Annotated in this window: 19 protein-coding genes and 5 pseudogenes; 1 reads left to right on the top strand and 23 read right to left on the bottom strand. The window is 39.0% G+C overall.

Features of this window, described 5'->3' with window-relative positions:
* The 5 genes and pseudogenes from D2C78_07550 to D2C78_07570 form a co-directional block, all read right to left on the bottom strand.
* The gene (locus tag D2C78_07550; GenBank protein QEF35707.1) at window positions 1-1,653 is read right to left on the bottom strand and encodes an ATP-dependent metallopeptidase FtsH/Yme1/Tma family protein; all 1,653 of its coding nucleotides are present in this window, start codon (window positions 1,651-1,653) and stop codon (window positions 1-3) included.
* The gene (gene mtaB, locus D2C78_07555; GenBank protein ID QEF35708.1) at window positions 1,640-2,896 is read right to left on the bottom strand and encodes a tRNA (N(6)-L-threonylcarbamoyladenosine(37)-C(2))-methylthiotransferase MtaB; all 1,257 of its coding nucleotides are present in this window, start codon (window positions 2,894-2,896) and stop codon (window positions 1,640-1,642) included. Before mtaB ends, D2C78_07550 begins: the two co-directional genes overlap by 14 nt.
* Window positions 2,893-4,463, bottom strand: a pseudogene (locus D2C78_07560) (mechanosensitive ion channel family protein). Before D2C78_07560 ends, mtaB begins: the two are co-directional and overlap by 4 nt.
* Window positions 4,454-5,485: a 3-dehydroquinate synthase gene (locus tag D2C78_07565; GenBank protein ID QEF35709.1), complete on the bottom strand. Its 1,032-nt coding sequence runs from the start codon at window positions 5,483-5,485 to the stop codon at window positions 4,454-4,456. The pseudogene D2C78_07560 and the gene D2C78_07565 overlap by 10 nt, the downstream one beginning before the upstream one ends.
* A gap of 4 nt (window positions 5,486-5,489) precedes the next feature.
* The gene (locus D2C78_07570; protein ID QEF35710.1) at window positions 5,490-6,932 is read right to left on the bottom strand and encodes a potassium transporter TrkA; all 1,443 of its coding nucleotides are present in this window, start codon (window positions 6,930-6,932) and stop codon (window positions 5,490-5,492) included.
* Window positions 6,933-6,982: 50 nt separating this feature from the next.
* On the opposite strand from D2C78_07570, the gene tgt reads away from it, so the two are divergent.
* Window positions 6,983-8,098, top strand: a complete 1,116-nt coding sequence (gene tgt, locus D2C78_07575; GenBank protein ID QEF35711.1) for a tRNA guanosine(34) transglycosylase Tgt — start codon at window positions 6,983-6,985, stop codon at window positions 8,096-8,098.
* A 173-nt stretch (window positions 8,099-8,271) separates the two neighbouring features.
* On the opposite strand, the gene D2C78_07580 is transcribed toward tgt, so the two are convergent.
* From D2C78_07580 to D2C78_07665, 18 genes and pseudogenes are all read right to left on the bottom strand, one after another.
* Window positions 8,272-9,258: a lipid A biosynthesis lauroyl acyltransferase gene (locus tag D2C78_07580; protein ID QEF35712.1), complete on the bottom strand. Its 987-nt coding sequence runs from the start codon at window positions 9,256-9,258 to the stop codon at window positions 8,272-8,274.
* Window positions 9,255-10,265, bottom strand: a complete 1,011-nt coding sequence (gene waaC / locus D2C78_07585) for a lipopolysaccharide heptosyltransferase I (GenBank protein QEF35713.1) — start codon at window positions 10,263-10,265, stop codon at window positions 9,255-9,257. The genes D2C78_07580 and waaC overlap by 4 nt, the downstream gene beginning before the upstream one ends.
* A pseudogene (locus D2C78_07590) lies at window positions 10,262-11,715 on the bottom strand (Ppx/GppA family phosphatase). The gene waaC and the pseudogene D2C78_07590 overlap by 4 nt, the downstream one beginning before the upstream one ends.
* A gap of 9 nt (window positions 11,716-11,724) precedes the next feature.
* Window positions 11,725-11,979 carry a 4Fe-4S dicluster domain-containing protein gene (locus D2C78_07595; GenBank protein ID QEF35714.1) on the bottom strand — a complete coding sequence of 85 codons (255 nt, stop codon included), beginning with the start codon at window positions 11,977-11,979 and terminating at the stop codon, window positions 11,725-11,727.
* 70 nt (window positions 11,980-12,049) lie between these two features.
* Window positions 12,050-12,592 (bottom strand): indole-3-glycerol phosphate synthase, encoded by a 543-nt coding sequence (locus tag D2C78_07600; GenBank protein QEF35715.1) that lies wholly within the window; start codon window positions 12,590-12,592, stop codon window positions 12,050-12,052.
* Window positions 12,580-13,875 carry an ATP-dependent nuclease subunit B gene (locus D2C78_07605; protein ID QEF35716.1) on the bottom strand — a complete coding sequence of 432 codons (1,296 nt, stop codon included), beginning with the start codon at window positions 13,873-13,875 and terminating at the stop codon, window positions 12,580-12,582. The genes D2C78_07600 and D2C78_07605 overlap by 13 nt, the downstream gene beginning before the upstream one ends.
* A 36-nt stretch (window positions 13,876-13,911) precedes the next feature.
* On the bottom strand, window positions 13,912-14,310 hold the full coding sequence (locus D2C78_07610) for a YkgJ family cysteine cluster protein (GenBank protein ID QEF35717.1): 399 nt from the start codon (window positions 14,308-14,310) through the stop codon (window positions 13,912-13,914).
* 15 nt (window positions 14,311-14,325) lie between these two features.
* Window positions 14,326-14,865: a hypothetical protein gene (locus tag D2C78_07615; GenBank protein QEF35718.1), complete on the bottom strand. Its 540-nt coding sequence runs from the start codon at window positions 14,863-14,865 to the stop codon at window positions 14,326-14,328.
* Window positions 14,862-15,394: pseudogene (locus tag D2C78_07620) on the bottom strand (hypothetical protein). Before D2C78_07620 ends, D2C78_07615 begins: the two are co-directional and overlap by 4 nt.
* Window positions 15,384-16,364, bottom strand: a complete 981-nt coding sequence (locus tag D2C78_07625) for a hypothetical protein (GenBank protein ID QEF35719.1) — start codon at window positions 16,362-16,364, stop codon at window positions 15,384-15,386. The pseudogene D2C78_07620 and the gene D2C78_07625 overlap by 11 nt, the downstream one beginning before the upstream one ends.
* Window positions 16,357-17,010: a DUF374 domain-containing protein gene (locus D2C78_07630; protein ID QEF35720.1), complete on the bottom strand. Its 654-nt coding sequence runs from the start codon at window positions 17,008-17,010 to the stop codon at window positions 16,357-16,359. Before D2C78_07630 ends, D2C78_07625 begins: the two co-directional genes overlap by 8 nt.
* Before the next feature lie 38 nt (window positions 17,011-17,048).
* Window positions 17,049-18,362: a tRNA (N6-isopentenyl adenosine(37)-C2)-methylthiotransferase MiaB gene (miaB, locus tag D2C78_07635; GenBank protein ID QEF35721.1), complete on the bottom strand. Its 1,314-nt coding sequence runs from the start codon at window positions 18,360-18,362 to the stop codon at window positions 17,049-17,051.
* Between the two features lie 9 nt (window positions 18,363-18,371).
* The gene (locus tag D2C78_07640; protein ID QEF35722.1) at window positions 18,372-18,614 is read right to left on the bottom strand and encodes a hypothetical protein; all 243 of its coding nucleotides are present in this window, start codon (window positions 18,612-18,614) and stop codon (window positions 18,372-18,374) included.
* Window positions 18,615-18,674: 60 nt separating this feature from the next.
* Window positions 18,675-19,904: a metal-dependent hydrolase gene (locus D2C78_07645; GenBank protein QEF35723.1), complete on the bottom strand. Its 1,230-nt coding sequence runs from the start codon at window positions 19,902-19,904 to the stop codon at window positions 18,675-18,677.
* Window positions 19,889-21,024, bottom strand: a pseudogene (locus D2C78_07650) (dihydroorotase). Before D2C78_07650 ends, D2C78_07645 begins: the two are co-directional and overlap by 16 nt.
* 9 nt (window positions 21,025-21,033) lie before the next feature.
* Entirely contained in the window at window positions 21,034-21,756 is a 723-nt protein-coding gene (locus tag D2C78_07655) for a cytochrome c biogenesis protein CcdA (GenBank protein QEF35724.1), read from the bottom strand.
* A gap of 53 nt (window positions 21,757-21,809) precedes the next feature.
* Window positions 21,810-24,379 (bottom strand): annotated as a pseudogene (locus D2C78_07660) (AAA family ATPase).
* Window positions 24,380-24,451: 72 nt separating this feature from the next.
* Window positions 24,452-25,210 carry a site-specific DNA-methyltransferase gene (locus tag D2C78_07665; GenBank protein QEF35725.1) on the bottom strand — a complete coding sequence of 253 codons (759 nt, stop codon included), beginning with the start codon at window positions 25,208-25,210 and terminating at the stop codon, window positions 24,452-24,454.
* Between the last annotated feature and the right edge of the window lie 63 nt (window positions 25,211-25,273).

Here is a 25,273-nt window from a genome sequence, read left to right on the forward strand (position 1 = left end):
TCACCCGTTCAATAAATCATACAAATTAGAATGTTCTAAATATTCTTGCTCCAATAACAGAGCGCTCAAGCGCTTGCAAGCTGCAATTTGCGGCTTTAAAAACTCCAGTTGCTCTTCATAAAGAACGCTTAAAGACTCTTTTGTAGGGGCTAAAAGAAGCTCACTAGCCATAAATTCATTCAAAAATTTCGCTTTTTGCAAGTCTTGTTTAGACAGACTATAACGCTCCTTATAGAGCAGCTCTAAAATAATCGTCCCGCTCAAATACACTTTAATGTAATTTTTAATCTCGCTCTCGCTATGGATTTTATTTTCATTAAAAGCGATAAATTCCCCTAATATTGGCGCTTTATCAAATTCAATTTCTAGCCAATACGCGCTCAAGGCTTTCGCGCTTTGATACAAAGCGACTAATTCCTTTTGGTTTTCGTCTAAGGTTTGGGGCTTTTTCTTGCCGTAAGCGATCTTGTCTTTCACTTCTAAAATGTCGCTCTCAGTGATTTCATTTCGTTGGTGTTTTAGGGCGTTTAGAGCGCTTTCATTGATTAAAGTCGCTAACATCGCCCCGCTAAAACCCACGCAAATTTTAGCGATCTTAAGGTAATTGAGCGTGTGCTTTTTATTTTCTAAAAGCTTTTCTAAAATGCTCTGTCTTTCTAGTAAATCCGGTAAAGAAATGAAAATACGCCGATCAAATCGTTTGCTCCTTAATAGCGCTTCATCCATCACTTCCATTTGGTTAGTCGCTCCTATCACCACCACCTCATCGTTTTGTAAAAACCCATCCATTTCGGTTAAAAGCTGGTTGAGCGTGGCCTCTCTCTCATCGCTCCTATGCCCTCCCCTAGCCTTACCCAAAGCGTCAATTTCATCAATAAAAATAATAGAGGGGGCATGCCTTTTAGCATGCATGAAAAGTTCATGCACTTTTTTAGCCCCAGCCCCCACATAAATTTGAGAAAACGCGCTCCCGCTTTCATAAAAAAACGGCACTCTGGCTTCACTCGCTAAGGCTTTAGCGATCATGGTTTTCCCCACTCCAGGAGGCCCGATTAAAAGCACGCCTTTAGGGAGAAAAATCCCTAAATCCTGGTATTTTTTAGGGTTTTTTAAATAATCTATCACTTCTAATAATTCTTCTTTAACTTCATCCACCCCTGCAATATCTTCAAAACGCACCCCCAACGCATCGTATCGCTGGAATGTATTTTCTAATTCGTTTTTAGACGCGCTTTCTAAACTCATTTTAGTATCCAATCGTTTAGGCAAGCGCCAAAAGATCCCAAAAAGCATGCTAGAAATGAAAAAAAGCAACGCTAAATTCATTTTAGAACCCTTGCTTAAATTTTCTCGTCTTTCTATGGGCATGCTTTCTGGGATTTTATAAACCCTTAAAAAAGCTTCTTTGTTGGTTTTATAAAGACCCTTGTTAGCATAAAAATAATTTTCATCTTCAATTAGAGTTTGCTTAGGGTGAGATTGGATCACATAAAAAAAGTCCTTACCCGATATGAGCCTAGAGACATCGCTCAAAATTAAAAAAAGAAGCAAGCAAAAAGTAAGGATCAAAAACCCTAACGCCAAAACAAGCGAGCGGTTTTTGATGCGTTTAAAGGGAGCGGTGAGGTTTTCTAAAAATTTAGAAAACGGCATGGTTTTCCCTCTCCTTAATTTCATACTCTTTGATTTCTAAAAAACTAGCCCTTAAAGGCTTATCGCTTTTGATTTTAATGGGGTTGAAAAATTGATCTAGGGCTTTAAATTCGCCGTCTTTTTGCGCTTCTACTAAGGCTTTTAGGGGCGTGTTGAGTTTGAATTGCAATTGCCTGAACGCCTTATTTTTATGCAAAATCAAATCTTTAATCGCATTCAAACGCTTTTTAGAATCTTCCAAACTCACACTATCAGTCATCAAGCTAGAGGGGGTGTCTTTTCGTTTGCTGTAAATAAAAGGGTGGATGTGCGTTAAAGGCAAGCTTTCTAAATTTTTAAACGCTTTTTCAAAAACGCTTTCGCTCTCGCCCGGATGCCCTACAATAAAATCCGTGCCGATAGCAAAATTCTTAGAAGCGATTATCTCTAATAATTCCCTATCGCTTTTGGTGCGGTTTCTTCGATTCATCCTCTCTAACATGAGATCATGGCTGTGCTGTAAAGCGATATGCAAATGTTTTTCTAAAAAATCCTCTTCTAAAAGCTCTAAAAATTCATCGTTGATTTGATTAGGTTCTAAGCTCCCAATCCTTATGCGTTTTAATCCGGTAATCTGGCTTATTTTTTTAATCAATCGCGCGATATTGCTTCCTCTATCTTTCCCATAGCTCCCCACGTTAGTGCCGGTTAAAACCACTTCTTGAACGCCTTTAGAGCATAAAAGGCCCACTTGCTCTAAAATTTTCCTCTCTTCAAAACTCCTAGCCCTCCCTCTCACGCTTGGGATAATGCAATAATTGCAATCAAAATCACAGCCTTCTTGGATCTTGATAAACGCCCTAGTCTTACCCACAAACTCGCTCACCATCGTGGTGTCTAAGTGCTTGTTTTCTAAATTATCATCTATAAAAAAACGCTTTTTTTCTTGTAAAAGCGCGTTAATCTTTTCTTTATTGTCATGCCCAAAAACGCCCTTTAAAAACCCTTTTTCAAAAAGCTCTTTGCCTTGGGTTTTCACCCCACAGCCAGTAAATAGCACTTCTTTATTTAATCGCACCATTTTTTTAGCGTAACTCCTTACCGTGCTATCGGCCCCATTGGTTACGGTGCAAGAATTGATCACAATAATATCGGCTTCTTGTTCTTCTAAAGTCGCGCTAAAATCCTTTAAATTCTCGCCCATCACTTGCGTGTCAAAAAGATTCGTCCTGCACCCAAAAGTTTTGAAATAGACTTTTTTCATTTTTGTTCCCTTTTATTCCCAAAACCATCGCCTAAAAAATCAGCATCCACTTTAAGCAGCTTGCTGGTCGTATAAGCGATATGGATATTTTCTTCTTTCAAAAAAGCTTCAACGATTTCAGCCACAATCTTGCTCCTTAAAGACATGGTCGCATACGAATTGGTTTGATACCACACCGAGATTTTTATCCCGTTACTTTCAGGCATCAAAAAGCATCGAGGCTTCACACTCAAACTCCTTAAAGAATACCGGTCGCGCATTTTATTGAGCTGTTTATAGGTAATATCCGTGTATTCTTTAGACAATTCCGTAGCGATATTGAGTGCAATTTTAGAAGCTTTTTTAAAATCAGAATCAAATGTAACGCAAAAATCCACGCCATCCCAAACCGTTTTCATCCCAAAATGGCTGTAATTAGCGAACATGGTGGTGAAAATATAATTATTAGGCACAAAGATAATCCGGCCCGCTCTCCTGTTATTCGTGTAAGTGGTAAAGGTTACATCTTCTAAAATCGTAATGTGCAACATAGAAATATCCAACACATCGCCAATAAAAATATCCGTCCCCTTAGCGATACGCACCCTATCGCCCACATGCACGCTCCCCCAATCAAAATAATAAACCACCCAAGCAAGCTCATGAACAAATCTTTCATCGCAATCGCTAAACCCGCGCTCGCAAAGCCTAAAACCGTGACCAAGTAAGTAACGTTTTCTAAATAAGAAAAAAGAAAGATCAAAATGATCACGCTCACATTCACGAAGTTAATGGCTTTATTCACGGTATAGACGCGCTCATTATTTTCAATGTATTTGCTGGAAATGATTTTTAAAATCCACGCAAACACCACGCTCAAAAGGGCTGCTAAAAACACATAAACCAATTTAAAAAGCTGGTTTTTAACTTGAGATTTGACAATGCTTATAGCTTCATCGCTGTCTTTTTGGAAAATCCCAATCGTGGTTTTTAAAATGTTTTGAGCCCCTTGCAATTCTAAGCGTTTGGCTTGAGTTTGATAAATCTCATCGCTTAATTTCGCGCTTTTATCCAAAGCGTGCCACTCATTTAAAAGCTGGTGTTTTTGATCTAAAAGCCTTAAAACTTCTTCTAAAGCAGTTTGGTTTTTTTTAAGACTTTCATGCTTTAAATGCATGCTTTTAATGAAAGAAATGCCATCAATGATCGCAATAGGGTTAGTGATATTAGGGATATTGGGGATATTGGGGCGCTCTATCAAGTCCTTAAAAGGATTGACCCCATAGCTTTCAAACATTTTTTGCTGGGATTCTAAAGCCTTTAAGGTATGCTCTAAGGTGCTAATCTTTAATAAATCCTTGCTTTTTTTATTTTTTAAACGCCTTAATTCCTGCCTCACGCTCTCTTTTTCGGTATAAATTTGGTTGTAGATCTTATAGTTTTCAAATTTTTTCAACCACACGTTATCGTCTTTGGCGAGTTTTTTATCCACCAAAGCCATTTGTTTTTGTATGGACAATAGCTCTTGGCTTTTATCTTCTGCTTGTAAAAACAAAAAACAAAAGAATAATAATACCCTTAATGCCATTTTTCTAACACCTTTAAAATCGTTTCTTTAGGGATATGAGAGACCGCTTCAAACGCTCCAATGCCTTTAGGCAGAATGAATTTGATTGTCTTATTTTCGCTTTTTTTGTCTAAAAACAAGCGTTCGTAAAATTTTTGAATATCGGTGATTTGGTAGTTGAATATCAAATCAAATTTTTTCAATAAATTTTCTATGCGTTCGTATTCTTTTAGAGTGAGCATGCCTAAAGAAAGGGCTAAATCATTCGCCATGCGCATGCCAATAGCGATCGCTTCGCCATGCAAAAACCGCTCATAATCAGTCTCTTTTTCTATCGCATGCCCAAAGGTATGCCCGTAATTCAACCCGGCTCTGATATTTTGCTCTTTTTCATCTTGAACAACGACTTGAGCTTTGATATAAACGCTTTGAAAGATTACTTCTTCTAAACAATCTTTTAAATCCTTTGTTTCCAATCTTTCTACCAAGCTTTTATCAAAACACACCGCCATTTTAATGATTTCAGCCACCCCTGCTTGAAATTCCCTTTTTTCAAGGGTTTTTAAAAAAGCTAAATCAATATAAACCGCTCTAGGCTGGTGGAACGATCCGATTAAGTTTTTGCCATAAGGCGTATTGATCCCTGTTTTCCCCCCCACGCTCGCATCCACTTGAGCGAGCAAAGTCGTAGGGATATTAATAAAATCAATCCCCCTAAAATAAATACTGCTCGCAAACCCCACCATATCGCTTATGACTCCCCCACCAAGGGCTATCATTAAAGAATGGCGGTTTAATTGCATTTCAAAGGCGTTGTTTAAAATGCGCTCTAGTGAATTCAAGTTTTTGTATTTTTCTCCGGACTCTATCACGCACACTCTGACTTCTAAGGCTTTCAAGCGCTCTAATAAATACGATAAATGCAACCCAGATACGATGCTATCGCTAATGATGAGGGCTTTTTGCTTCAATTTTATTTTGGGCAGTTCCCCCAAAAATACCTTATAGCTTTTTTCTTTTAAAGGGATTACAATTTCTTGCATTCTTTCACTCCGCTACAGGGATAAAAATTTGAGGGTTATCATCGTTTAAAAACGCTAATTTTTCCACTTTAGTGGATAAAAACCACCAAAAGCGCGTGTGCGTGATGCACTCTTCAAAAGGCATGAAATGCAAAATGGGATTTCTTAAAGAATTGAGATACATGATAGGATTTCTAATATCGGTTTGGAAAATCTCAATCTTGCGGTTGAGCGTGTTGGCTAAATTTTCATAATGATTGACAATCTCGTTTTTATAGCGCTTGTTAGGGTCAAAATCATAGAGCAACAAGCCCAAATCCATTTGCATAGACACATCAAAAATCACTGAAGACATGTCCTCATTAATATCCAAGCTTTCATTCAATACCACCACGCTTTGAGAGGTTTTAAACAAGCCGGAAGTGTTGGTTTTATAAACCGGGGTGGCTGTTTTATACAAGGCTTTTCGGTGTTTTTTAGATAAAAAAAGCTCTCTGCCTACCACGATTAGGCCCATTTTTTTTTGGTGGTCTTCATGAAGTTTTTGGATAAAACTTTTCCCATAAAAATCAAAATTCACTTCAATGCTTTCGGTTTCTAGCGCTAAAAATTTGTGGTAAAACTTAGGGCTAGTGGGGTGTAAAACCTGAATGTAGAGCTTGTAGCTCTTTAAACGTTTGTGTAAAAACAAGGCTTGATACACATCGCGCATCATCGCTTTTCTGTTCTGCAAACGCATATCAATGTATAAATAAATGCTCTTACCAAAGGGGGCTGGGAACTGCCCCACATTGCTTTTGACTTGATGATACACCGCGTTTAAAATTTCCGGATTGCCCGCCACTAAAAGAATGTCTCGTGGCTGGATGACTAAAGATTTAGTGGAGAGCAACAAAACATCGTTGCGATAAAGCCCTACAATCCTGTATTCTTTTTGCCTGATAGAGCCAATATGCCTGTAAGCAAAAATACTCCCAAAAGGCACATCAATCTCCATGATCTCGCCCTTGCCTAACCCAAACTCTCTAGGGGTGCTAGGGATATTGGGCAAACGAGAAATGAATTTATTGGCTAAAACTTCAAATTCATCAATCAAAATAAGCTTTTCATCTTTATTTTCTTCATTATTTTCTAAAGTCTTTTCACCATCTCTTTTCACGCTCAAAACCACGCGCATGCGTTTGAAATGGGTTTGAATGATTTTATGAATGATGCGCTGTTCTTTAAAATCTTGTATGATTAAAAACGCATCGCTCACCTCATCGTTTAACACTTGCAAAAGCCTGAAACTAGAAGTCGCATCAAAACAATAAAAAGCGAAAGTGCTCGGGTAATTTTTAGGGATAAGGCTCTCATCTTTGACAACCACTATATAAAAATTATGATTAGAATAATGCCTTAGCACCAAGTCTAAAAAATTTTTTGCTACAATGCCATCTAAAATAAGGGCGATTTTCTTCAATTCCAAACTTCCTAAAAAATGATTACGCCATTATATCCAAGATTAAGGCTTAAACGATGGATTTTCAACTCCAAGCTATTGACAAACACGCGCGAGCTGGTCTTTTAAATTTAGCCCATTCTCAAGTGGCAACGCCTGTTTTTATGCCAGTAGGCACGCAAGGCTGTATCAAATCTTTAGACGCTATGGATATGCAAGAAATTTTAGGCGCTAAACTCATTTTAGCCAACACCTATCACATGTATTTAAGACCGGGCGAGAAAGTGGTTGAACAATTAGGGGGCTTGCATCGTTTCGCTCAATTTCAGGGGAGTTTTTTAACCGATAGCGGAGGGTTTCAAGCCTTCAGTTTGAGCGATAACGTCAAATTGCAAGAAGACGGGATTGTTTTTAAATCCCATATTGATGGGAGCAAGCATTTATTCACGCCCGCTAAAGTTTTGGACATCCAATATTCTTTGAATAGCGATATTATGATGGTTTTAGACGATTTAGTGGGCTTGCCCGCTCCCTTAAAACGCCTTGAAGAATCCATTAAAAGAAGCGCCAAATGGGCGAATCTCAGCCTAGAATACCACAAAGAAAATAACCGCCCCAACAACAACCTTTTTGCCATTATCCAGGGCGGCACGCATTTGAAAATGCGCAGTCTTAGCGTGGGATTAACGCATAAAGGTTTTGATGGCTACGCTATAGGCGGTTTAGCGGTGGGGGAAAGTGTAGATGAGATGCTAGAAACGATCGCACACACCGCCCCCTTGCTCCCCAAAGACAAGCCTCGCTATTTAATGGGCGTAGGCACGCCTGAAAATATCCTAGACGCTATCAGTTTAGGGGTGGATATGTTTGATTGCGTGATGCCCACCAGAAACGCCAGAAACGCCACTCTTTTCACGCATTCTGGCAAAATTTCTATCAAAAACGCGCCCTATAAATTGGATGATACCCCCATTGAAGAAAATTGTGCTTGTTATGCTTGCAAACGCTACTCTAAAGCCTATTTGCACCATCTCTTTAGGGCTAAAGAACTCACCTACGCTCGTTTGGCCAGCTTGCACAATTTGCATTTTTATTTAGAGCTGGTTAAAAACGCCAGAAACGCCATTTTAGAAAAGCGGTTTTTGAGTTTTAAAAAAGAATTTTTAGAAAAATACCACTCTTGTTCGCATTGAGTGGTAATAACTAAAACTTTTTAACTTTTTTAAAAAAAATAGGATTTTTAACTTTATTTTTATAGTAAAACTCATTTTCTTAAGGGGATAGGGGGGTATTTTGAAATAATTCTCCCCCTTAAAAACCCCCTAACCCAAAAAGACCGCCTTAATTTGTCATTCCACTCAAAACCCTATCTTTGATAAATCTCAGGGTGGGTGCTTTTAAAACGCCTGTGGAACCAAAAATAACTTTCCGGGTGGTTTCTAATCACTTCTTCACACAAACTCGCTTGGGCTTGCGTGCATTCTAAAATATCGTTCTCAGCGTTATCGGTGATTTGAGAGCGGATACTCGGATAATAGGTCGCTGTGTAATGCGAATAATCATCATTAAAATCAATGAATACCGGCTGGATGTCTATATTGTAGCGGCGCGATAAAATAGAAGCGATCGTGGTGTGCGTAGCGTCTTTATTAAAGAATTTCACCACCACCCCATCTTTAGGCACGACATTTTGATCCACTAAAATCCCCACAAGGCCATTGCCTTGATTATACATTTTAATGAGTTCTTTCATCGCTCCCACTTTATTGACAAAACGCACCCCAAACGCTTCTCGCCTGCTCATAATCATGTGATTGATAGGGGCGAATTTAGTCAAACGCCCCAAACACCCCCTACCATAATCCTTATAATATTGCGCTAAAGTCGTGCCTACCGCTTCCCAATAGCCAAAATGCATGCATAAAGTGATCGCTTGGCCTTCTTTGTTTAAAGACTTCCACACATTTTCTTCATTGATGAGCGTGAAACGAGCGTCGTATTCAGCCTTAGGGATAAAGATCACTCTAATGGTTTCTAAAATAATGAAAGCAAAATTTTCATACCCCTTTTTGATGATTCGTTTTTTCTCTTCTTCGCTTTTAGAATCTCCAAACACAAAATCCAAATTGGCCTTAGCGTCAAAATAACGGCGCCTATCAAAGGTTTTCATGAGCCACGCTAAAGCTTTAATGCACCTTAAAAACCACAAATGAGGCATTTTAGCTAAAACAAACCCTAGAATATTCACTAAAGATTCCACGATAAGAATACTCAAAATGCGTAATTCCGTTTTCAAACCCTTGTCGTCTTTATTCAATATCTTTTCGTGTATGAGTCGTTCTTTATAAGTCATTCTTTTTCCTTTAAAAGGTTTAAAACGCATTCTTTAATTTTTTTAGGCTCTATGTTTTGGATAGAAAAATCCTTTTTATGGTAGCTGGCGTTTGAATTACCGGTGAGCGAAACATTGATCGGGCTTTCTAATTTAAAACGCTCCATGGGCGTGTTGCCATAAAGGGTGATGCTAGCTTTTTGCAACGCCCATGCTAAATGCGTGATACCCGTATCGCCCCCAATAATCACATCCATTTTAAAAAGCAACGCCTTAACTTCGTTTAAAGTGAGTTTAGGGAGCAATAACACATCGCATTGGTTTTTTAAAGCACCATAAAGCACATTAGCCTTATATTCATCAGCATGCCATAACAAGCAAATTTGAAAATTTTCTAACGCTAACGCTAGCTCTTTAAAACGCTCTGTGGGGTAAGTTTTATTGATTTTAGAAGTTTCTAAAACAAAAAGGATTTTTAGCTTATTTTGATTCAAATTTAACGCATTGATTTTTGGAGAATCTTGGTAAGAAAACACTTTAGATCTAGAGCTTAAGCTCTCTGAAATTTCGTTTTTGGGCAAGTTTAGGGCATGGGATAGGAGCGTGAAATTGCGCTTTAAAATGGGCTCATCATAAGCGATAGAAACTTTTTGCGAGTAAAAAAACGCGCTCAAACCCTCTCTAGCCGAAGCGTAATCAAAGCCGACTTTTTTAGGGGCTTTCAACATTTGCGTGATGAGGGCGGATTTGACTAGGCCTTGCATGTCAATGATTATATCGTATTCATAAGCCCTTAAAGATTTAAAAAGTTTAAAAATCTTCAAAGGGTTAAAGGTTTTAAGTGCGCTTTTTAAAGCGATGGAGTGTAATTTATCAACATAAGGGGAATGCTCTAAAATCGCGCCAAATCTTTCATCCACGAACCATTCTATTTGGGCGTTAGGCAGACACTCTTTAATTGCCGCTAAAAACACCGCGCTCACGATAATATCTCCGAGCGCTGAAAGCCTGACAATCGCTATTTTCAAGCAAACTCTATCGTCAAAGGAATGGGCTTAACGAGTTTGGGGAGCATTTCTTTAGCCAAGTAAAGCGCATTATTAGAATGGATCACAAGCTTGTTTTTTTCTAGCGTGTATTTTAGATGATGGCTGTCTGTCAAGCACAAATTTTCGGCTAAAGAAAGGATAAAACTCAGCCATTGCAAGGTTAAAAGGCTTGGCATCATCGCGCTCATGTGGGCGATAGCGTTGTCTTTAGGGATTTTTTTATGGCTGAATTGCGCCAATAAGCAAATGATCGCTCTATCCTGGTGGCTAAAGCCATAACTCAAAGCGTTTAAAATAAAATACGCGCTGTGCTTGTGGGCCAAATAGACGCTTAAAATCTTACCCATGCTCGCTAATTCCCCCGCAATCTTTAAATGGAAAAGGTATTTTTCATCTATTTTATGCAAAGGCGATAAGGCTTCAAACAATTTCACGCACTCTTTTTTGACCTTTTGGCTGTGCTTTTCATGGGGTAAAAAGCGATCTTTTAAAGAGATGAGAGAGGGGTTGATATTGGGGGGGAATTTATGGTAATGGTGGCGCAACAAATCGCTTAAAAACACGCCTTCTCTCACCCCAACCCCACTAGTGATCATCAAAGAAGTTTTTAAATGCTCCAAAACGACTGATAGAATCAACGCCCCGCTCCTAATACTATCCAAACGCTCTTCATTCACCCCTAAAAGCCGTAATTGATCTTCTTTAAGCATGACGATTTTTTCAATGAACGCTAAATTTTTATGTGCATCTATTTCATAACCATGCAAAGAATCTATAGGGTAACAAAAGCGTTTCATCAATACCTTACTCAACGCCCTGATCGTCCCCCCACCCCAAAGGCGTTTTTATGCTTAAAGGGCAGTTTAGAAACCTCTTTTTGGATAAAGGCTTTAGCCAATTTGACATCTAAGTCTTTGTCTAAAAACGTTTCTTTAATGCGAATCGTCCCAACATCAAGCGAGATTAAGTCCTTAATCTTGCCTTTTTCAATCAACGCGCACTCGGTGCTACCCCCTCCAATATCTATCGTGATCCCTGAATTTTTATGCAACAAATTCGCGCACGCGATCCCGCCATAGAGCGCTTCTTTTTGCCCATCAATGATTTTGATTTGCAAACCGCAAGCCTTTTTCACCCTCGCTACAAACTCTAACCGATTAGGGGCATCGCGTACTGCTGAGGTCGCCACGCACAAGATTTTTTTGCTTTTGTATTTGAGGGCGATTTCTTTAAATTCGCTCAAGGCTTTAACGGCTCTTTGCATGGGGATTTCTTGTAAGATTCCATTAAACGCATAACAACCCTCTGAAATCCTAACCTTAGACTTAGTCTCAAAAAGCAAGTAAAACCCAAACTGGCTCGTCTTTTTAAAGACAGCCAAACGCACTGAATTAGAGCCTATATCAATCACGGTTGTGATTTTAGCCATTGCTAGCCTTTAATCTTGCTCTTTTAAGCTTTCGTATTTGTATTTCAATTCCTCTTTGCTCTCTGCATTGTTAGGATCCGGCAAGATCGCATCTACAGGGCATACGCTCACGCAACGAGGCTCATCATCATCATACCCGTAACACTCCGTGCATCTGTCTGGATCAATATTATAAATAGGATCGCCCTCTTCAATCGCCTCACTAGGGCATTCTTCTCTGCAAGCATCGCACGCAATGCATTCATCATTCACCAATAATGACATGACTAACTCCTTTTAAAAAGTTTGAATACGATTTTTACTCTAAATTAGCTTAAAATTCAATCTAAAAAGACTATTTTTTTTGATTATAAGAATGGGGGCTAATTTCTAGCACGCCTAAAACCCCTAAATCTTTTAAATGGGTGTAGTCTTGTTTGTGGGTTTCTACAAACACGCCTAAGCCCAAACGCCAAGCGAATTCTACCATGCCTTTTAAATCCTCTTTTAAAAGCTCTTCATCTAAAATGACCCCATCAGATCCTTGAACAAGCGATTCTAAAAGCTGGTAATGGCTGATGAAAAGATCCTGATGGACTATCAAAGAACTCGCATGGCGGCGCAATAACCCTAAAACTTCTAAATCAAACACGCTTGGTGCGCCTATTTCGTATAATCCTTTAAAATTGACAATGACGCAATCGGTGTGGGTGTTTTCTTTCAAAAGCTTTTCTAAAACCTCATCAGGGGTTACAAAAACACAATCTTTGGTTTGAGGAATGACTCTAGGCAAGTAAGGGTTATACGACAGGCTTTTACCTAGCATTTCATAAGAAAGCATGCCCTCTTTTAAGGCTAAGCTTTTTTGTAAATTTTCTAAAATCCCTATTTCTTGCATTCTTGAATGATCTTATTGTGCTCTTTTAATTCGGGTTCGGCTTGGATAGACTCTTTAGCGATGCTAGAAAAGATTTTTTTAGCCTCCAAACAATTCCCCAATTTGTAATAACCCCATGCTAAAGAATCCAAATAAAGCACTGATCCAGAATCCAACGCTAAGGCTTTCCTCACAAAATCCATGCCCCTTTTAATATCCATGTCATAATCTATTAAGGAATACCCTAAAAAATTATAAAAGAAAGCGTCTTGCGCGTCTTCTTTATCTTTAGTTTTAGCAAGCCAAGCTTGGCGCTCTTTGGTGGCTTGCTCTAATTTTTGAATAATGGGCAACATCTCTTCTTTGGTGAGCTTTTTCTTATTCGCACTCAAGCTTTCATAATGATAAATCGCCTCTAAGCCTAAGAATTTAGGGTCTTTTCTTTCTTGATAGATCAAAGAAGCTTGTTTGGAAGCTTGATCAAATTTTTTTTGCGCGGTGTATAAATCCAATAGCAAACGCCTGTCAAAAGGGAATAATTCTGCGATTTTCTGGGCCTTATCAAACTCTTTTAACAAGATTAATACCCCTATGTAAAATTGGGCGTTTTGAACAATAGGGTTTTTTTCATACAAACGAGCGAAAGTCGTTTTAGCCAAATCAAGCTCGTTAAATTGCGTAAAAGTGTTGAGCGCTTTTTGGCACAATTGCTCTGAGCAACCATACCTGTCTATATGAGATTGCAACAAATCCAAGCCTTCTTTTTTGCGGTTTTGCAAAAAATAGATTGTAATGAGTTTTTCTAGGCTGTCTTCATCATGCACTTGGTTATAAAACTTATTCAACAACGGGAAAGCCTTATCCAAACGCTTTTGAGTCAAATACAAAGTCCCTAACACATTGTCTGTGGCTATGGTCTTTTCTTCTTTACGGATTTTGTGTAATAGTTCAATCGCCTTATCAATCTGCCCCATTTGCGCATAGCCATCCACTAAAATCTTATTGATAGAAACATCATTACGATTATTGGTGATCTTTTGATAGAGCATGGCTAAATGCATAGCGGTTTTAATATCCCCTAAACTCGCCGCTGAAATGGCCGCTTCTTTAGCATACACCACTTTATTGGTTTGCTTGTAAAGATTCATATAGCCTTTTTGAGCGGCGGCAAAATCCCCTCTATGGAAAGCGTCTGAACTCAACAGGATTTGATGATCTTCTGAAAGGGTTTCAGCCTTAAGGCAAGAAAACAAGCTAAAAAGCAATATATTTGCTAAAAATCTTTTCTTTATTGGAATATCCATTATTTTATTTCCTTTTTTGTGTAACTAAAGTGAATTTTAGCGCACTTTAGTTTCTTTGGTTTTTTGTGTGATGCCCGGACAGCTTTGACAAAAAGCTTCTTTTTGCTCTTTAGAGAAAGTTTTCACGCTCTCCCAAAAAGGAAAAGTTTGGCATTGCTTAGGGCGCACGCTATAAATCTGGCATTTTTTCGTCTCCAAATCCAAAAACACGCACGCCAAACCCAACTCTTTAGCGTCTTTTTCTAGTAAAGAGAACTTATACCCCACCTTTTTAACGTATTTTTGACTGAATTCTTCTAATTCTAATTTTAAAAAAGCGCTAATTTTTTGCATTTCTTGGATATTTAAAAAAATATACCCGCTTTCCCCCACGCAACACTTTGCCCCACAACCCTCGCATGCCTTAGGATTAAAACTGAAATCAAAATCTTGCATCAAACTACCCCTATCCTATTGGAGATCAATACTCACGCTAAATTGCACCAACAGCCCTTCATCATCTTTAGAAATTTTTAAGGGCAATTGGCTTTGAGCGCTCGGTAAATACTTGTTGATTAAGGTGAAAAAAAGATAGGTTTTTTCCAATTCGCTCGCTCTGGCCATGATAAAAAATTGGGTTTTTTGGGAGGGATTTTGAGAGAGCAAGGGTTTGATTTTATAGGCATCAAAACATTTTTTTAAGATCTTTTCTAAAATCCGCCTGGACTCTTCATCATTAAAAATCTTTAATAAGGATTCGCTGGTTTCTTTTTGATTGCGATAGTTTGTTAGGGCTGTTTCAAAATGCCTTTGCGCGTATTCTAAAACGCTTTTTTTACGATTTTCTTCTAAAAGGATTTTTTTTAATTCCAGCATGCTAGGCCATAGAAAATACTCGGTGTTCAACCAACCCAATAAGGAAAAAACCCCTAAAAAAATAAGGTTTTTGGTGATAAACCCTACATCGCCTGATTGTTCTCTGTCTAAGTGTGAAAAATGCAATGGTTTCATTTAATAGACTCCGGGTTTTTTATCAGTAAGGAATTAGAAAAGTTGGTGGAGACAAAATTAAACCACCCGTCGCTTAAGGGGAAAAATTCCGCCCTAGAATAATCAAACATGGGGTTTAATTTGTTTTGAAACAAAAAATAAAAAGCTTCTTTAGAAGGGGTTTTACCACTAACCACCACGCTTTGCTGGTCTATTTCAATGCTATTAATAGTGATGGAATCCGGCACAATATTCAAAAGCCCTTGCAAAACATCTCGTATATCATCATTGTAATTCAAACGCTTTTTGGCTTCTTTAATGAGTTTTAAGGTTTCATCAGTCTTAACCTGCAAGCGGCTGATTTCATGGCGGTAGAGCCTTTCTTGGATCGTCAAATCAGACGCGTTGTCTTGAGTGCTTTTAATGGCGTTGTGCATAAACCACACTAACCCCCTATCACCACAAAAGATAAAAAAATGTAAAAAACCCAAATTTTAGAAAGCTTGCTGATAAGGTATTTCGCTCTTGGCTCAATATAGCTAAAACGCATGCTTTTCATTCTCCATGCGCGCTAAAATGTTCAAGCGCTCCACTAAAGAAAAATCAAGCCTATCCACTTCTATCATCAAAGTTTCTTGCAAATGCATTAACGCTTTGTGGTGGATTTGACAGCTGTCTAAAACAACCACTTTTTCTACAAAGTCTATATCCCTAGAATGATAGACGCCACGCAATCCCTCTTGCAAGGCGTTTGCAATCAAAGGGATATTCGTCATGCCTTCAATCAAACTATAAGCGTCCTCATTTTTTTCTTTATTATCCTTACTGCTATCTAGCCCCATCGCTTCTTCAAGGCTGTCAATATCTTCTTGGATTTCACTCAAAAACAAATTCACAGCCTCATTATCCATTTCCATAGAATCCTCTTCCTTGCTCTCTATAAACTCTTCAGGTTGTTCTTCTAAAAACACGGATTTGGCTAAAAAAATCTCTTTTTTATCCGCAATCAAAAAATAAAATCTTGAACGCTCCAAAAGCAAATACAACAACGGCTTATTTTCTAAATGATCGCGCACAAAATCATAAATAAGGCTAAAAGGCGAAAACAAAAAATCCACATCCTGGATTTTAAAACGCTTGAAATCCTTTAAAAAATCCTTAGATTCCACATAAACGCAATACTTTTGATTGACTTCACAAGCATGATAATCTTGATTTTCTTGTTTGATTTGTTCAAACGCCTGTTTTTCGCATAAAACCTCTTTAGCCTTACTCATCGCGCTAAAATAAGTGTAGGGGTATTTTTGGCTATAAGTTCTGGCGATTTTTAAGGCTTGAATAGGGACTTCACCATTTTTAGTCTCCACTTTAGTCTCAAAAGTTTTAAAAAATTTCTCTTTAATGCGATCGTTTTTGATCCTTATGACTTGAGTGGATAAAAGATTGTGATCCACATTAAAAGAGATATACACTTGAGAGCAAAACCTCTCCTTAAACGCTTTTTTTAACCCTTTAAGCACCCAAACCCCTTTGAGATTCTTCAAATTCAACAGAATCCATGCGCGTCTTTAAATATTCTTTAGCCTTTGAAAGCTCCCATTCTTTAGGGATGATTACCGATTCTAGCATGTGATAATGCACTTCGCTAAAAGGCTTAGGGATTTCAAATTGATCCCAAGTGTTCAACCGCCATGCGTTTTTACAAACCACCCGACAAGCGCTAATCCCCACGCCTGATTTTTGAGCTAAAGCGATCACCCCATCCGCTATGCTGTGTCGTGGGCCTTTGGGGCCATCAGGAGTGATAGCGACATCGCAACCTTCTTTCAATCGTTTAAGCCCCTCTATCAAAACCTTAACCCCCCCTTTTTTGCTAGAGCCTCTAATGTTTTTAAAACCAAAGCTTTCAAACAAACCCGCCGCAATAGAGCCGTCAAAATGCTGGCTTGCGATCACATAAACAGAAGGTTTTTCAAGCCTTAAATACGCAAACCCGATCATGCCAAGCTCCCCATGCCAACAGCTTACAATAAAGGGTTTTTCTTTTAAATTTTGAGCTAAAAAATAGCGGTTTTTACAAGTCTTATGCAACAACCAAAGGACTCCAAACGCCAAACGAGGGACAACCTTTAAAACGATATTTTTCCTGAAAAATTTTAAGCTCAATTCTCGCCTTTAAACCCGCTCTTCATTGGTTATTTTGATTAGTTGCCTTTAATGGCCGCTATCAAGCGCCCTTTGGAATGAGAAACAATCTCCACTTTTACAAGCTCGCCCGGGTTTCTTTTTTCCTTACAAGTTACTTCAATGAATTTCCCCGTATCGCTGCGCCCTTCAAAACCCACGATTTGATCATCCATTTCACGCCTATTTTCCACCAACACCACATGCGTTTTACCCACTTCCAACTTGGCTTTTTCTTCTAAAATTTCTTTGTGCCTGTTTTGCAACCTCTCTAACCTTGAAGATGAAACCTCTAATGGCACTCTTTCTTTCCAAGCTCCCGCTTCAGTGAAAGGGCGTGGGGAATAAATAAAACTATAGAGCGTGTCAAAGCACACTTTTTCTAGCACCTCCATCGTGTCTTCAAAATCCTTATCGCTCTCATTAGGGAAGCCTACGATAATATCCGTGCTGATGCCCACTTCAGGCACTAAGGCTTTTAACCTCTCCACCCGATTTAAAAACCACTCTTTACTATAACCTCTTCGCATCATCTTTAACACCGCGCTAGATCCACTCTGTAAGGGCATGTGGATACTCTTGCACACTTTAGGGTTTTTGGCAAAGCGTTCTAAAAATGCATCATTCATGTGCAAGGGGTGAGGCGAAGTGAATCGTATCCTTTCAATGCCTGGAATTTCGCTCAATTTATCCAGTAAATCGCTAAAATCCACTTTCGCATGCTCGCTACTGAAACGCGCGCCGTAATTATTCACATTCTGCCCTAAAAGCATGAGCTCTTTAGTGCCGTTATTCGCTAATTTCTCAGCTTCTTTTAAAATCAAATCCATAGGGATAGAAATTTCTTTTCCCCTAGTGTGCGGGACGATGCAATAAGCGCATTTTTTATCGCAACCTATAGAGATGTTGAGTAACGATCGGATTTGAGCCTTTTTTTCAAAAAATTCAAACGCATACGCGCTTTCATCATAATCAATCGCCACTTCAACCGCTTTTTCTTTATGGATCACTTGAGAGATTTTAGACACATTCCTAGCCCCTAACACAAAGCTCACGCTTGGGGCTTTTTTCAAAATATCCGCTCCCATGTGGCTTGCGGTGCACCCGCAAACCCCGATTTTGGCGTTGGGTTTTTTGATTTTAGCGAATTGACCGATTTCTGAAAACAATTTCCGTTCAGGCTTTTCGCGCACGCTGCAAGTGTTGATTAAAATCAAATCCGCCATTTTAGGGTCGCTAGTCTCTTTGTAATCTAGCTTGGATAGTTCGCTTAGTAGATGCTCGCTATCCCTAGAATTCATGGCACAACCCATGGTTTCAATATAAACTTTCAATACAAGCCTTTAAATAATGTGCAATTCATAAAGAAAATCTTTTTCATCAGTGCTGACCCTCACCTCATCTAAATAAGCCGTATGGCCTTTTTCTTTGAAAAAATCCACCGCTTTGAGCATGTCTTTATGGGCGTTTGTGGGGGCAAAATAGAAAATAGAACGCTTGTCTTCACTGAATTTGCGATACAAATCCTCTAATTCCACGCTCTTAGCGTCTGATTTTCTTGTATTCTTGGCTAAAACTAATTTCATTGACTCTTTCCTTAATTGATTTAGATTTCTCATTTTAACGCATTCTGTCTTTAAAACAAATTAGATCACCCTTTTCCCCCCTAAAAACAAGCGTTCCACTTCTTTAGCATGCAATAAAAATTGCAAAACCGCTTGCTCTTTAGTGAATTTTTCATTAAAACCAAACACGCTCAAATCCGCCCTTTTGTTGGCTTCTATCTCGCCATTATTCAAAGCTAAAGCTTTAGCCCCATGCCTAGTCGCCCCTAAAAGGGCTATTTTAGCTAATTCTAATAACGGCATGTTATGGGAAAGCAAAAACGCTCTTAATTCGTCTAAAAGGCTCAGCGAAATGTTAGAACTCAAGCCATCAGTGGCCACGCTCACGCTCAAACCGGCTTCTTTAGCTCTCTCTAAATCCAACGCTTTCCCGCTCAATAGGCGGTTAGAAAAGGGGCATGTGATTAAAAAAGCGTTTTTGACTTGAGACTTGATCCTTTTTAACGCTTCTAAAGAAGCGAACTGGTTATGCACAAATAAAGTGTGCGTGTCTTCAAACATGTCAATGTAATCGTTCGCGCCCTTATAGAGCGATTTGAAATGAGACTCCTTTAAAAAATGTTGGTAAAAATTTTCAAACCACCCTTTAGAGTTTTCTACCCATTCTAATTCTTCAAACGATTCTAAAAAATGCGTAGAAAGCAGGCTTTGTGAATCTTTGGCCAATTGGATCACGCTTAAAGCCATGTCTTTTTGGACCGAATAAGGGGCATGCACAGCAAGAGCGGCTTTAAGCTTTTTGTCTTCTAAATCTTTTAACTCTTTGAATTTTGCCTCAAACGCTTTTAGTTTTTCTAAAGAATAGCTACTCCCTAGAAACTCTAAAAACACGACAGCACTCAAAGGGCTTTCTTTTAACAAATTAACTTCTATCAGGTGGTTAGAAATCGCTCCCACGCTCCCCACCCCGCTTTTTAATTGTGCGCTGATAGCGTTTTGGATAGCCCCTTGGCAATTTTCTAAAATCGCCCCCCCATTGTTTAACACGCTCCCTAACCAGCCAGAAAAGCTCCCGTAATCAAAACTCGCTTTGTTGTTGGAAAATTCAAAATGGGTGTGCGCGTTGATAAAAGCGGGCAACAGAACGGAATTTTCAAAAAACTGCGCCTTTAAATGGGGGTATTTAAGCGTTAAACTTTTATAATCGCCCACTTCAACAATCTTTTCATCAAAGACCACGCCATGATCTTCTAACACTTCGCATTTTTCATTGCATAAAAAAACTAAAGACGCTCCTATGATTTCTTGCATATATTCTCCTTAATCAATGTGGTTTGCCCTTTTAAGATCATTCTTTGAACTTCGCCATATAATTCTAAACCATAAAAGGGCGAATTTTTATTATTAACTCTTGTTTGAGCGTTCAAATCCACAATCATGAGATTGGCCAATTGATTTTCTTTAACCTCGCCTGCATTGAGTTTTAAAAATCTCGCTTGATTGGTCGCCATGACTTTAATGAGCTGTTGGAAGCTGATAACCTTTTTTTGAACTAAAAAAGTATAAGCCACGCTAAAAGCGTCCTCTATGCTCTCACACCCAAAAGCGCTTTCTTCAAAAAGCTCTGCGTTAGAATTTTTAAAGACATGAAGGCTTGTGAGCATGGTAATTTCATCATTCTTTAGGGCTTCTTTTAGGGCGTTTTGGCTTTCTTTATCCCTTAAAGGAGGGGCGATTTTAAATCTGGGTTCATAATCTTCATACACGCTCTCATCTAAGATCAAATGGCTTAAGGGCGTTTGGGCTTGTAATTTCGCTCCTAAATCATTAAAGGCTTTGATGAGTTTGAGCGTGGCGGTGCTACTTACTTTATCTAAAAGCATGGGGATTTGTAACGCTCTAGAAACTTCCATGAAACGCACCAAGCGCGTGTTTTCAAACGCATTTTCTACAAAATTTTGCCCCAATTCATAGGCTAATTCCCCACTATTTAGGGCTTCAAAAGAATTTTCTAAAGAGACTAAAAGAGGCAAGTTGTAGGATTTGGCGTAGTGGCTGATGAGTTCTAAAAAAGCGTCAGATGGCGCGATTAAAATTTCCCCCCCTTTGTTTTTAAGCGTGGCGATGTCGGCTAGTTGGTTGTTTTTAATTGCCATAATATTTTTAATGCCACTTTTGTCGCAATTAAAAACATTGAGTAACCCTACCCCCCTTTAAAAGCCTTTTGTTTCAAATTTTCATAACCCTCCAAACCAGTAACGCTCAAATCAATGAAGCTTGGCAGCACGAACAAATTGCCGCACTCAATCACTTCTTCATTATTAATAGGGCTTAAGTTTTCTTCAATCTCTATAATGAGGGAATCTTTTAAGCGGATATCCGCTCTTTTTAAAACCTCACCATCATAAAACGAAGCGTTTTTTAACAGCATCAAACCCTCCTATTTTTGCAAGAAGTTAGTCAGGCTTTCTAAAGAATTTGTCATGATCAATATTCCCATTAAAATAAGCACCAACCCTGAAACGATTTCAATCGTGCGGTTGTATTTCTTTAAGGATTTTAAAAACAAAAGCGCTCTTTCTAGCATTAAAGCCACTAATAAAAAAGGGATCGCCAAGCCCATTACAAACACCACCATAAGGATTAGACCATAAGCGTCCTTACTCGCGCTCATGATCACAATAGAAGTGAATATCGGCCCGATGCATGGCGTCCAGCCCAAAGCGAAACTCATGCCCAAAAGAAAGGGGTAAAAGCGCTGCATGCTATTAGATTTGCTCGCTAAACGAACGCTTTGAGTTTTATACAAAAATGAAAAACGAAACACGCCTAAAAAATGCAAACCAAAAAGGATCACAATCCCCCCAGCGATATAATTCACCCAGGAAAACGAAAAGCTATGGATAAGCTTGGCCATAGACATGCCCACGCCCAAAAACACGAGCGAAAACCCCACCACAAACATCAAGGATTTTAAAAAAACCGAAACCCTTTTAGCCTTACCATCTTTAATATCCTCTAAAGAAATTTGAGAAATATAAGACATATACGCCGGGATTAAAGGCAACACGCAAGGGCTTAAAAAAGTTAAAATCCCAGCTAAAAGCGAAGTTAAAAGAGGCGCTGTGTCAAAGAGATTAACAAGCGTGTTATCAAACATCATTCAATCCTTTTTTAAAAATAACCATTTCTTATCTTTTTTAGGATAACCAAACCTCACTTAATCTTAGGCACAATCTCGTTATTTTCTACCACAAACGCCACGCTGTCATTCTCTTTAACTTTATCCTCTAAAATGAGTTCAGCGAGCTTGTCTTCTACCATTTCATAGAGCGCGCGTTTTAGGGGTCTAGCGCCATAAAATCTGTCAAATCCCGCTTCAGCGATCAATTCTTTTGCTTTTTCGTCTAGGGTTATATTAATGCCCCTTTCAAGCGCTTTTTTTTGAATGTTTTCAAAGAGTATCCCCACGATATTAATGACAGCATGGCTATCTAGGGCGTTAAAGGAGATGATTTCATCTAAGCGGTTTAAAAATTCCGGCTTGAAGAATTGCCTCAAGCTCTCTTTAATCGCTTTTTGTTTATCGGCTTCACTCAAATCTTCTTCCAAAAGCGCGCCGCTAGCCACATTGCTGGTTAAAATCAAAATCGTGTTTTTGAAATCCACCCTCACGCCCTTACTATCGGTTAAATGCCCTTCATCTAAAACCTGCAACAAGAGGTTAAACACATCTGGATGGGCTTTTTCCACTTCATCTAACAACACCACGCTATAAGGCTTTCTGCGCACCGCTTCGGTCAATTGCCCGCCTTCTTCATAGCCCACATACCCAGGAGCGGCCCCAATAAGACGGCTTATGGCATGCTTTTCCATATATTCGCTCATGTCAATTCTTATCAGATTTTTATCGCTATCAAACAAGAATTGCGCCAAAGCTTTAGCGCTCTCGGTTTTACCCACGCCTGTTGGCCCTAAAAAGAGGAAACTCCCTATGGGCTTGTTGCTATCGCTAAGCCCAGCCTTATTCCTTTTAATCGCTTTAGCGATCGCTTTGATTGCTTTTTCTTGCCCAACCACCCTTTTTTGCAATTCGCTTTCAATGTTTAAAACCCTATTTTTTTCGCTTTGGAGCATTTTTTGGACCGGGATGTGCGTCCATTGGCTCACGATCTCAGCGATGTTGTTTTCGGTTAAAGCGTTTTGCAACAACGCCCCGTTTTGCTGCATCGCTTCCCATTTATGCTGCAATTCTTTTTCTTTCTTTTCCTTTTCAGGGATTTTAGAGTATTCAATTTCAGCCGCTTGCTGGTAATCCCCATTGCGCTTAAACCTTTCAGCCTCTTTTTTCAAGCCCTCCATTTCCATTTTCAAGCGTGAAATTTCTTTGAACACTTCTTTTTCGTTTTCAAATTGCGCTTCTAATTGGATTTTTTCCTCTTTCAAATCGCTCAATTCTTTAAGGATTTCTTGCATGCGTTTGGCATTGCTCTCTTTTTTTTCCATTTCAAGGGCTTGTTTTTCCATTTCTAGTCTTTGAATGGAGCGCTTCACGCTAGAGAGTTTGGCCGGCTCTGATTCCATTTGCATTTTTAATTGAGCCGCACCCTCATCAATCAAATCAATCGCTTTATCGGGTAAAAACCTATCGGTGATATAACGGCTAGAGAGTTTAGCGCTCGCTATGAGCGCGGAGTCGTTGATGGTGATATTATGGTGCGTTTCTAAAGTTTCTTTCAACCCCCTTAAAATCTGTAAAGCTTCATTGATGCTAGGCTCATTGAGTAAAATGGGTTGGAAACGCCTTTGCAATGCCATGTCTTTTTCAAAATACTTGCGGTATTCTTTTAAAGTGGTCGCTCCAATCGTGTGCAATTCCCCCCTAGCGAGCGCAGGTTTTAAAATGTTAGCCGCATCCATGCCCCCTCACTAGCCCCAGCCCCTACAATCGTGTGGATTTCATCAATGAATAAAATCACATTCGCGCTTTTTTTAACTTCTTCAATCACCTTTTTTAAGCGTTCTTCAAACTCGCCTCTGTATTTCGCCCCAGCCACCAACAAGCTCAAATCTAAAGCGATGACTCGTTTGTTTAAAAGCGTTTTAGGCACTTCCTTATTCACAATGCGTTGGGCTAGCCCTTCCACAACAGCCGTTTTCCCCACTCCAGGCTCACCTAGTAAAATAGGGTTATTTTTTGTTTTTCTTATCAAAATTTGCATCATGCGAATGATTTCTTCATCTCTTCCGATCACGGGATCCAGCTTATTTTCTAAGGCTTTTTGCGTCAAATCAATGCCAAATTTTTCTAAACTTTCCAAATTGGAATCGTCGTTTTTATTTTGGATAGTCGCGCCTTTTCTCAAAGATTCTAAAGTTTTTTGCAATTCCTTAGTGTCTAAATAAGGCTTTAAAACGCTTTCAAAAAGGCTCATGTTCGCCAAAAGATACACATCGGTAGCGATGAAAGAATCGCCCGTTTTAGCCATCAAACCTTGAGCGTTTTCTAAACTTTGGATTAGAGCTTGGTTTAATTGGATATTTTGCTTGCTGATTTGTGAGACTTTAGCGAACTTATTCAGCTCGCTTTGAACGCTAAGTTTTAAAGCTTCAATATCCACAGGCATTTTTTGTAAGGCTTGAAGGAGAATGCCTTGGGAGTTATTGAGCATGGCAAAAAGCATGTGCAAGGGCGTTACTTCAGCGTTTTTGTGGTGTAAGGCTAAAGCGAGCGCGCTGTCTAAAGTCTCATGCAATTGGTCAGTCATTTTTTCAAATAAATTCATTATCAATCCTTTTTGAGTTTTAAAATTTTTACTATTTTACACTATTTTAACCCTCAAAGGTTTTTAAAACGCTCACACTAATGACAAACTCTCTAAAATACGCTTTTTAGACAACTCGCAATATTCTTTTTCAATCTCTAAACCCACGCTAAAACGCCCTAAAGCGTTCGCCTCTAAAATAGTCGTGCCAGATCCGCTAAAAGGATCAAAAATCGTGTCTTCTAAAAAAGAAAACAATTTAATGCAACGCCTGGGTAATTCCCTTGGGAATGGGGCTGGGTGTTTTAAGCGCTTTTTGGATTCGCCGCTAAAACTCCATAGCCCGTTCGTGTAGAGTAAAAATTCCTCTTTACTCATCGTAGAAGTTTGTTTTTGGCGTTTGTATTCGTTTTTATAAAAAACAACGATCAACTCCACAGGAGCGATCGCATAAGGCACGCTAGCTTGCAGCCAACTCCCCCAAGCGGTGCGTCTTGAGATATTGCTTTCATTCCAAATGATCGTATTTTGGTATTTCCAACCGCATTCTTTAGCCACTATAGTAATATCAGCCCCCAAACTTTGCTTGCCATGTTTATTCGTATCTAAAGGGACATTCAAGCACAATCTCGCCTGTTCCTTACCCCAAAAATAACAATTTTTAAGCCAATTTTTACACCAATTCAAATAATCATCATAAGCCCTAAAATCATCACTCCCTTGATACTCAATACTCAAATTATAGGGCGGTGAAGTGATGCATAAATCATAAAAACCTTTTTCAAAAGTCTCTAAAACGCTCGCATCGCCATGATATAAATCCAATTTTTCTAAACTAAAATAAGGTTTCATAAAAGCCTTTTTAAATCTTCTAATAAATTCTCTATGCCCTTAATTTTAGGGCTTTGATCAAAA

It is taken from the genome of Helicobacter pylori (genome assembly GCA_008032935.1).
GTDB classification, from domain to species: domain Bacteria; phylum Campylobacterota; class Campylobacteria; order Campylobacterales; family Helicobacteraceae; genus Helicobacter; species Helicobacter pylori_CX.

Bases quoted from the DNA above. Each gene is read 5' to 3' on its own strand.
- D2C78_07550 (QEF35707.1), bottom strand. From the start codon at position 1,653: ATGCCGTTTTCTAAATTTTTAGAAAACCTCACCGCTCCCTTTAAACGC.
- mtaB (QEF35708.1), bottom strand. From the start codon at position 2,896: ATGAAAAAAGTCTATTTCAAAACTTTTGGGTGCAGGACGAATCTTTTT.
- D2C78_07565 (QEF35709.1), bottom strand. From the start codon at position 5,485: ATGCAAGAAATTGTAATCCCTTTAAAAGAAAAAAGCTATAAGGTATTT.
- tgt (QEF35711.1), top strand. From the start codon at position 6,983: ATGGATTTTCAACTCCAAGCTATTGACAAACACGCGCGAGCTGGTCTT.
- D2C78_07580 (QEF35712.1), bottom strand. From the start codon at position 9,258: ATGACTTATAAAGAACGACTCATACACGAAAAGATATTGAATAAAGAC.
- D2C78_07595 (QEF35714.1), bottom strand. From the start codon at position 11,979: ATGTCATTATTGGTGAATGATGAATGCATTGCGTGCGATGCTTGCAGA.
- D2C78_07600 (QEF35715.1), bottom strand. From the start codon at position 12,592: ATGCAAGAAATAGGGATTTTAGAAAATTTACAAAAAAGCTTAGCCTTA.
- D2C78_07605 (QEF35716.1), bottom strand. From the start codon at position 13,875: ATGGATATTCCAATAAAGAAAAGATTTTTAGCAAATATATTGCTTTTT.
- D2C78_07610 (QEF35717.1), bottom strand. From the start codon at position 14,310: ATGCAAGATTTTGATTTCAGTTTTAATCCTAAGGCATGCGAGGGTTGT.
- D2C78_07615 (QEF35718.1), bottom strand. From the start codon at position 14,865: ATGAAACCATTGCATTTTTCACACTTAGACAGAGAACAATCAGGCGAT.
- D2C78_07640 (QEF35722.1), bottom strand. From the start codon at position 18,614: ATGAAATTAGTTTTAGCCAAGAATACAAGAAAATCAGACGCTAAGAGC.
- D2C78_07645 (QEF35723.1), bottom strand. From the start codon at position 19,904: ATGCAAGAAATCATAGGAGCGTCTTTAGTTTTTTTATGCAATGAAAAA.
- D2C78_07655 (QEF35724.1), bottom strand. From the start codon at position 21,756: ATGATGTTTGATAACACGCTTGTTAATCTCTTTGACACAGCGCCTCTT.
- D2C78_07665 (QEF35725.1), bottom strand. From the start codon at position 25,210: ATGAAACCTTATTTTAGTTTAGAAAAATTGGATTTATATCATGGCGAT.